Source organism: Pedococcus bigeumensis, assembly GCF_039531795.1.
GTDB lineage: Bacteria > Actinomycetota > Actinomycetes > Actinomycetales > Dermatophilaceae > Pedococcus > Pedococcus bigeumensis.
Genome location: NZ_BAAAQS010000001.1, coordinates 1,957,506 through 1,965,275, shown reverse-complemented (window position 1 = coordinate 1,965,275; position 7,770 = coordinate 1,957,506). Strand labels below are relative to the sequence as shown.

General features: G+C 72.6%; 9 protein-coding genes. 2 read left to right on the top strand and 7 right to left on the bottom strand.

What is annotated here, in order from left to right:
* The 3 genes from ABD262_RS09350 to ABD262_RS09335 form a co-directional block, all read right to left on the bottom strand.
* The coding region (locus tag ABD262_RS09350; protein WP_344134447.1) for a DUF222 domain-containing protein at positions 1-725 on the bottom strand (725 nt) is incomplete at its 3' end.
* A gap of 974 nt (positions 726-1,699) precedes the next feature.
* Entirely contained in the window at positions 1,700-2,329 is a 630-nt protein-coding gene (locus ABD262_RS09340; RefSeq protein ID WP_344134445.1) for an alpha-ketoglutarate-dependent dioxygenase AlkB, read from the bottom strand.
* A gap of 33 nt (positions 2,330-2,362) precedes the next feature.
* Positions 2,363-2,851 carry an HIT family protein gene (locus ABD262_RS09335; RefSeq protein ID WP_344134442.1) on the bottom strand — a complete coding sequence of 163 codons (489 nt, stop codon included), beginning with the start codon at positions 2,849-2,851 and terminating at the stop codon, positions 2,363-2,365.
* Positions 2,852-2,927: 76 nt separating this feature from the next.
* Between ABD262_RS09335 and recO the strand changes: the two genes are divergently transcribed.
* The gene (recO, locus tag ABD262_RS09330; protein WP_344134439.1) at positions 2,928-3,767 is read left to right on the top strand and encodes a DNA repair protein RecO; all 840 of its coding nucleotides are present in this window, start codon (positions 2,928-2,930) and stop codon (positions 3,765-3,767) included.
* A complete protein-coding gene (locus ABD262_RS09325; RefSeq protein WP_344134436.1) occupies positions 3,764-4,546 on the top strand; it encodes an isoprenyl transferase in 783 nt (260 codons plus the stop codon). The genes recO and ABD262_RS09325 overlap by 4 nt, the downstream gene beginning before the upstream one ends.
* Here the strand turns inward: ABD262_RS09325 and ABD262_RS09320 are convergent.
* The 4 genes from ABD262_RS09320 to ABD262_RS09305 are packed head-to-tail and all read right to left on the bottom strand — an operon-like array spanning position 4,543 to position 7,761.
* Complete coding sequence (locus ABD262_RS09320) at positions 4,543-4,959, bottom strand: Fur family transcriptional regulator (protein ID WP_344134434.1); 417 nt, start codon at positions 4,957-4,959, stop codon at positions 4,543-4,545. The genes ABD262_RS09325 and ABD262_RS09320 overlap by 4 nt on opposite strands.
* Positions 4,956-5,951 carry a metal ABC transporter permease gene (locus tag ABD262_RS09315; RefSeq protein ID WP_344134431.1) on the bottom strand — a complete coding sequence of 332 codons (996 nt, stop codon included), beginning with the start codon at positions 5,949-5,951 and terminating at the stop codon, positions 4,956-4,958. The genes ABD262_RS09320 and ABD262_RS09315 overlap by 4 nt, the downstream gene beginning before the upstream one ends.
* Positions 5,951-6,790: a metal ABC transporter ATP-binding protein gene (locus ABD262_RS09310; RefSeq protein WP_344134428.1), complete on the bottom strand. Its 840-nt coding sequence runs from the start codon at positions 6,788-6,790 to the stop codon at positions 5,951-5,953. The genes ABD262_RS09315 and ABD262_RS09310 overlap by 1 nt, the downstream gene beginning before the upstream one ends.
* Entirely contained in the window at positions 6,787-7,761 is a 975-nt protein-coding gene (locus tag ABD262_RS09305; RefSeq protein WP_344134425.1) for a metal ABC transporter substrate-binding protein, read from the bottom strand. Before ABD262_RS09305 ends, ABD262_RS09310 begins: the two co-directional genes overlap by 4 nt.
* Between the last annotated feature and the right edge of the window lie 9 nt (positions 7,762-7,770).

The window sequence follows — 7,770 nt, the reverse complement described above, 5'->3', positions numbered from 1 at the left end:
GCCTGCTGGGCGAACCGGCGCGGGGAGGCGATCTGCTGGATGACCTTCTTCAGGATCTGCCCGGCGAGCGTGGGCACGGTGAATTGTCCGGTGGTCGTGCCGTCGTGGTTGTCGTGCAGGGTCAGCCTGGTCACGGCCAGGGCGCGCTCCTCCTCGCCGCGCAGCACGGTGTCCTCATGGGCGTCGACCTCGGCCTGCGACCGCTGCGCCGCCTCGAGGGCCCGGCGGGCCTTGCGCCGCAACGCGGCCGGGTCGAGGCGCTTGGCCACGGCCACGAGCGACCGTTCGATCGCAGCCCGCTCGGCGTCGTCGAGCCCGCTCGGCAGCTGCTGGGCGGTGGTGGCGATCACCAGCGCGTGCTCGGTGGTCACCTCGCCCTCGCCCAAAGCCGCCTTGGTGGCCGTCAGCCCGTCGTCGAGCGCGGTCGCCAGCGACACCTCCCGCGCCGCGGACGCGCTGTCCCGTCGGGACCGCGCGGCCAGCCAGGCCGCGGTGCCCGTCATCCCGGCGTCGGAGGCGACGTCGGACCTGTCCACCACGGCCACCAGGGACAGCTTGAGGGCCTGCATCCTCGTCACCGCCCGGTCCAGGTCGACGACGAGGCTCGACGCGGCATACCCATCAAGCTCCTCGACGGGCCCGACGCGGTCGAGCACGGCATGCACCTGGCCCACCGCATCGGCGGCTGCCAGGGGCGGCGCCGGATGGATGGGTGCGATGGCCATGGCTCATCCTATTCGAACATCTGTTCGAACGTCAACCCATAAACCTAGCCAGATGTGGCGAGGTGTCCCCCGCCTCACTGCTCGGCAGCCTGCGCGAGACCGCGCCCACAGCGAGCCCGAGCACGAGGAGGAGCAGCTGGTCCCAGGTGCGCTGGCACGACCCGCCCAACACGACCAGGTCGCCGTGGCCGAGTGCGAAGCACCTCGAGGGGCCCCACCGCGCGGGCGCAGCATCAGGGAGCCGGCCCAGCCGACCGAGAGGATGGCCACCATCGTGTCGAGGTCCTTGGACCGCCCGATCCGGTCGCCGTGCCACGCCACTCGGGCTGCTCGCTGGGCTCCGAGCTGCGCCGGGGGTCGCGCCCAGCCGGTCCTCAGCCAACTCTCAGGACGCCGGATCGATAGTGCGAGTCGTGGATGCCCACGGGTCGCGGCGAGGGCTCGCGAGGGGGTTGCTCGTGGCAGCCCGAGTCGCCTGCGGGCTACTCGGTGCCGTGCTGACGGCCACGGCCGTCGGGGCGCTCATCTGGCCGCGGTACCCGAACCTCGTCTTCGAGCGAGGTCCCGTGCTGTGGGGGTTCCTGCTGCCCCTCGGTGTCGTCGTGGCGGCCTGGGTGGTCGGAGACCGGCACAGGGCGGGGCCCGGCGAGGCCAGTGGGGCGCGCCGCCTGCTGCCGACGCGTCGCGATCGCCCTCGCGCCGTGGTCGGTGTCGGTGCTGGCTCGCTGCCTCGAGGGCGGTGGAGGTCGGCGGCGTCGGGCCTGTCGCTCTCGTTGGCTCCCCGTGCGCCGGAGGTGGCCCTGCTCTCCCTCGGCGTGCTTGGCATCCTCGTCTTCACGCTGGCCTTCCAGGGCCGCTCGCGCTACCTGCTCGCCTTCGTGCCGCTCGTCGTCGTCCTGGCCCTGACGGTCACCGGGCGGAGGAGGGGTGCGGGAGCGCAGCCCGCCGCACCCTCGAGGGGTACCGCCGAGGCGTCACCGGACGCCGCGGGGCCGGAACTGGATGGAGATCCGGGGACCGACGGCCTTCGTGGTCTTGGGGATGCTGTGGTCCCAGGTGCGCTGGCAGGAGCCGCCCATGACCACGAGGTCTCCGTGGCCGAGCGAGAAGCCCGTCGACGGGCCGCCGCCACGCGGTCGCAGCATGAGTGAGCGGGCCGAGCCCACCGACAGGATCGCCACCATCGTGTCGGAGTCCTTGGACCGGCCGATGCGGTCGCCGTGCCACGCCACCGAGTCGCGCCCGTCGCGGTAGAGGCAGAGGCCGGAGGTCACGAACGGCTCACCCAGCTCGGCGGCATAGTGGCGGCTCAGCGCTGCCCGGGCCTGGGCCAGCGCGGGGTGTGGCAGCGGCTCGTCCTCGTCGTAGAACTTGAGCAGGCGGGGGACGTCGACCACGCGGTCGTACATCTCGCGCCGCTCCGCGTGCCACGGGACCTCGTGGTGGAGCAGCTCGAACAACGTGTCGGCGCCGGCCAGCCACCCGGGCCGGTAGTCGACCCACGCCCCGCGGCTGAGCGGGGTGCGGTGCAGGCCGTCCTGGAGCGGGCGCAGGGCGATGTCGTCACCGGTGTCGAGCAGCGAGCCCTGGAATGCCGTGGACATGGCAGCACCATAACCCACGTTCGAACAGGTGTTCTAGTCCCTCGCGGGTGATCGTGGGACCTCCAGCTGCGCGGTGAGGTCGGCCCGCAGCGCGTCGTGGGCCGGCCCCAGCACCGTCGTGGGACTCGGGTCGCTCCAGTGGGTCGGGGGGTAGAGCCAGACCGGGCGGCGGACGGCGGGGTCGCCCTCCCACTCGTACCGCGGCCACACGTGCGCGTGCAGGAACGCGTCGGTGTTGCCGAGGATCTCGAGGTTGACCCGGCGGAAGCCGGGGTCCCGTCGCGCGCACACCCGCTCCACTGCGTCACCGAGCCGCTCCAGGTCGTCGAGGAAGGCGAGGCGACGAGGCCGGGGAAGGTCGCTGAGGCGGTCGACGCCCGGGGTGTCGCTGATCAGCACGCTGTAGCCCGGGAGGAACTGCACGTCACCGATCACGGCGAACCCGGCCGACAGGCGGCGCAGCACGGTCGGGTTGTCGCCGCGCAGGGCAGCGCCGACGCGGTCGGATCTCCAGTCGTCCATGCCGCGCGACGCTACCCGGCAGGGCGCGTCGGCACGGCATACCGGCTTCCGGGACGGGACTTGCGACAATGGGGTCATGCCCCTGTACCGCGACGAGGGAATCGTCCTGCGCACCCAGAAGCTGGGTGAGGCCGATCGCATCGTCACGCTCCTCACCCGTGGGCTGGGCAAGGTGCGGGTCGTCGGCAAGGGCGTGCGTCGCACCAAGAGCCGCTTCGGGGCCCGGCTCGAGCCGGCCATGATGGTCGACGTCCAGTGCTACGAGGGCCGCAACCTCGACACCGTGACCCAGGCCGAGTCGCTCGCCTCGTGGGGTGACGTGCTGGCCCGCGACTACACGACCTACACCGCAGCGGCTGCGATGCTCGAGACCGCGGACCGGCTGACCGAGGAGCGCGAGCCCAACCTCCAGCAGTACCTCCTGCTCCAGGGCGCACTGCGTTCCATGGCCGAGGGCCTGCACGACCCCGGGCTGGTCCTCGACGCCTACCTGCTCCGGGCGCTCGCCATCGCGGGCTGGGCACCGAGCTTCCACGACTGCGCCCGCTGCGGGGCCGAGGGTCCGCACCGCGCCTTCAACCTGGCGGCGGGTGGCACGGTGTGCCCGGTATGCCGTCCGGTCGGCTCCGCGGCGCCGGCGCCGCAGACCCTGTCGTTGCTGGCCGCCCTGCTCGCCGGCGACTGGGTCGTCGCCGACGCGTCGCAGGGACGGCACCGCAGGGAGGGCAGCACCCTGGCCAGTGCCTTCCTCCAGTGGCACCTCGAGAAGGGTGTGCGATCGTTGCGCCTCGTGGACCGACGCGACCCCGACGCCCAGCCGAGACTCGACTCCCGCGTGACGTGGGCACCCGCCCCCCTCAGCGTGGTGGACAAGGTCGAGGAAGCCCACGCCGCCGCTCAGGCAGCCCAAGCGTGAGCACGGCATACCCGAAGCCGTTCGCCCACCCGAGCGGAGCCCAACCGCCCTCTCTCCCAACCGAGCTCGTGCCGCGTCACGTCGCCATCGTCATGGACGGCAACGGACGGTGGGCCAACCAGCGGGGCCTCCCGCGCACCAAGGGGCACGAGGCCGGCGAGGCCGCGCTGCTCGACGTCACGGCCGGCGCGATCGAGGCCGGGGTGACCCACCTGTCCGCCTACGCCTTCTCGACCGAGAACTGGAAGCGCAGCCCCGACGAGGTGCGCTTCCTGATGGGCTTCAACCGTGACGTGATCCGCCGCCGCCGCGACCAGCTCCACGAGTGGGGCGTGCGCATGCGGTGGGTGGGCCGGCGTCCACGCCTCTGGGGCTCGGTCATCAAGGAGCTCGAGACGGCCCAGGAGCTCACCAAGGACAACACCGGGCTGACCCTCTACTTCTGCGTCAACTACGGCGGCCGGGCCGAGATCGCCGACGCGGTGCAGCGGATCGCCGAGCAGGTGCAGCGCGGCAAGCTCAAGCCGGGCTCGATCGACGAGAAGACCATCGCGCGCCACCTGCCGGAGCCCGACATGCCCGACGTCGACCTGTTCGTGCGGTCGTCGGGGGAGCAGCGGACCTCCAACTTCCTGCTGTGGCAGAGCGCCTACGCCGAGATGGTCTTCCAGGACACCCTCTGGCCCGACTACGACCGACGGCACCTGTGGGAGGCGATCCAGACCTACGCCGAGCGGGACCGCCGCTACGGCGGGGCGGTCGACCGGACGAAGACCTAGCGCGAGCAGTCCGCGCAGGTGCCGAAGATCTCCAGCGTGTGGTGGACGTCGGTGAACCCGTGCTGGGCACTGACCTTGTTGGCCCAGGCCTCGACGGTCGGGCCCTCGACCTCGACGGTGCGACCGCACGCGCGGCACACCAGGTGGTGGTGGTGGCCCGTCGAGCACGCCCGGTAGACGGCTTCACCGTCGTCGGTGCGCAGCATGTCGATCTCGCCGTCTGCGGCCATCGCCTGCAGGTTGCGGTAGACCGTGGCGAGGCCGACCGTGTCGCCGCCGTCACGCAGGATGGCGTGCAGCTCCTGCGCTGAACGGAACTCGTCGGTCTCGGCGAGCACGGCGGCCACCGCGGCGCGCTGCCGGGTGGGTTTACGGGTGCCCTCGAGGGCCGGGCGTTCGCGGGTGCCGGTCATGGCTGGGCCGCCTCCTTGGCCTGGTGGCTCGAGTCGTGCTCGTCGTAGTGGCCCTCGTGGGGGGCGTGCCGGTGGCCGTCGTGCACGTAGTCCACGTGATCCCCGTGGGCGACCGCCGGGTGGCCGCACTCAGGTCCGTGTTCGTGGTCGTGCCGCTCGGCCCGTCGGTGCTGGTGCGCGCGGGCCCTGGCGACCGCCGCGGTGACCGTGGCCGCCACGACGAAGAACCCGATGGCGAACAGGACGATCGTGCCGCCCGACGGGGTCTCCGCGTAGAACGAGGCGACCACCCCACCCACGCTGGAGACGACGCCGACCGCGACGGCCCAGCGGGTCGAGGCCCGGAAGCTGCGCCCGAGGAGCTGTGCGGTGGCGTTGGGGATGATCATCAGCGCGCTGATGAGCAGCAGCCCGACGACCCGCATCGACACGACGACGGTCACGGCGGTGAGCACGGCGAGCGCGACGTTGAGCCCGGTCACCGGGAGCCCGCTGGCCCGGGCGTACTCCTCGTCGTTGGCCACCGCGAACAGCCAGGGTCGCAGCAGCCAGGTGCCGACGAGCACGACCAGCGCCAGCCCTGCGAAGACCCAGAGGTCCTTCTGGTCGGCCGTGGTGATCGCCCCGAAGAGGTATGCCGTGAGGTTGGCCGGGCTGCTGCTGGGCGACTTGGCGATGATGACCACACCGGCGGCGATGCCGCCGTAGAACATCACCGCCAGGGCGATGTCGCCGCTGGTGCGACCGCGCCCGCGGATCAGCTCGATCGCGACCGCGGCCGCGACCGCAGCCACCAGGGCGGTGAGGACCGGGGCCTGCCCGGTGAGGACGCCGACGGCCACCCCGGCGAGCGCGACGTGGCCCATGCCGTCGCCGATCAGCGACAGCCTGCGCTGCACCAGGAAGACGCCCACGAGCGGGGCGGCGATGCCGACCAGGACCGCGGCGATCAGGGCCTGGCGCATGAAGTCGAGGGAGAGGAGCTCGCTCATCAGTGCACGCCTCCGCGGGGGTCGAGCGGGCCGGCTGAGGGTGCACCCGGGAGCCTGGGGGAGCGCACGCGGTTCTCGTCCTCGTGGTGGTGGTCGACCGACGAGGCGAACTCGCCCGTCCTGGAGGCGAACTCCTCACGTGAGCCGTCGAAGACGAGGTGCCCGCCCTGGACCACGACGATCCTGGTGACGATGTCGGCCAGGGCCGCGAGCTCGTGGGTGACGATGACCATCGTGGTGCCCCGGGCAGCCAGCCGGGCGAGGACCGCGGAAAGCACCTGCTGGTTGGCGGTGTCGACCCCCGCGGTCGGCTCGTCCATGAGGAGCACGTCGGGGTCGGAGGCGAGGGCCCGCGCGATGAGGACCCGCCGCTGCTGTCCGCCCGACAGCGTGGCGACGTCGGCGTGAGCCCGGTCGGCCAGCCCGACGACGTCGAGGGCGCGCTCGATGATCGCGGCGTCCGTCGACGACCGCAGCACCGGACGCCACCACCGGTGGTGCGAAAGGCGCCCGACGGCCACGATCTCGGCGACGGTCGCGCGCACCGACGCGGACAGCGTGTGCCGCTGGGGCACGTAGCCGAGCCGGGCGAAGTCGGTGAACGACGCGCGGGGCCGGCCGAACAGCTCGACGTCGCCGCCGAGGTGGTCGTTCAGACCGAGCAATCCGCGCACGAGGGTGGACTTGCCCGAGCCGTTGGGCCCCAGGACCGCCACCACCTCGCCCGGGTGGATCGCGAGGGTGGCGCCGGTGACGACCGCCTGGTCGGCGTAGCCGAAGGACGCGTGTCGCAGCTCGATGATGGGGGTGAGCGTGGTGGTGGCCCGGTCGGTCGTCATGAGCACTCCTGTCCGGCGCGCAGGACCTGCAGGTTGGCCCGCATCACGCTGGGGTAGTCGCGGCCGGCCGAGGCGGTGGTGATCCCCTCGATGGGGTCGAGCAGGGCCAGTCTGGCACCGGTCTCCCGGGCGATCGTGCGCGCCACGTCCTCGCTGACGAGCGTCTCGGCATACACGGTGCGGGCTCCGGTCTCGCGGATGTGGCGGGTGAGCTGGGCCATGGCGGCCGGGCTCGGTTCGGCGTCGGGGGTCAGCCCGGTGATCGACTCCTGGTGGAAGCCGTAGGTCCGGGCGAGGTAGCCGAATGCGGCGTGCGACGTGACCAGCTCGTCGACGGCACAGGACTCCAGGCCGCTGCGGAACTCGGCGTCCAGGGTGGTCATCGAGGCACGGAACGCCGCGGCGTTGACCCGGTATGCCGCGGCGTTGGCCGGGTCGCGCTCGGCCAGCCGGCCGGCGATGGCGTCGCCGACGTCTGCGTACCGCAGGGGGTCGAGCCAGAAGTGGGGGTCGCGGGCGCCGTGGTCGGCGTGCTGCTCCGTGGTCCCACCGGCGCCCTGGTCGGCGTGGTCGGCGTCGTCGTGGCCGTCGTCGACCGCGAGGAGGTCCAGGCGGGCCGCCGAGGACACGTCGAGGGCCGTCTTCGGCGCCTGGTCGTCGACCGCGGCGTCGACGGCCGGCTGGAAGTGCGACTCGTACACGACGACATCGGCCTGGGCGATCCGCGCGACCTGGCGCGGGCTCAGCTCGAGGTCGTGCGGCTCGGCGCCGGGCTTGGTCAGCCCGGTCACGGTGACGTGCTGGCCGCCGACCTGCTGCACGGCGTACTGCAGCGGGTAGAAGGCGGCGACGACCTGGAGGCGCCCGTCGTCGGCACCCGGGCCCGTGGTCACGCCGCACGCGGAGATCACGGCCGTGCACAGGGAGGTGCACAGCAGGCCCGCGAGCAGACCGAGGGGACGACGCGTCATGACAATGAT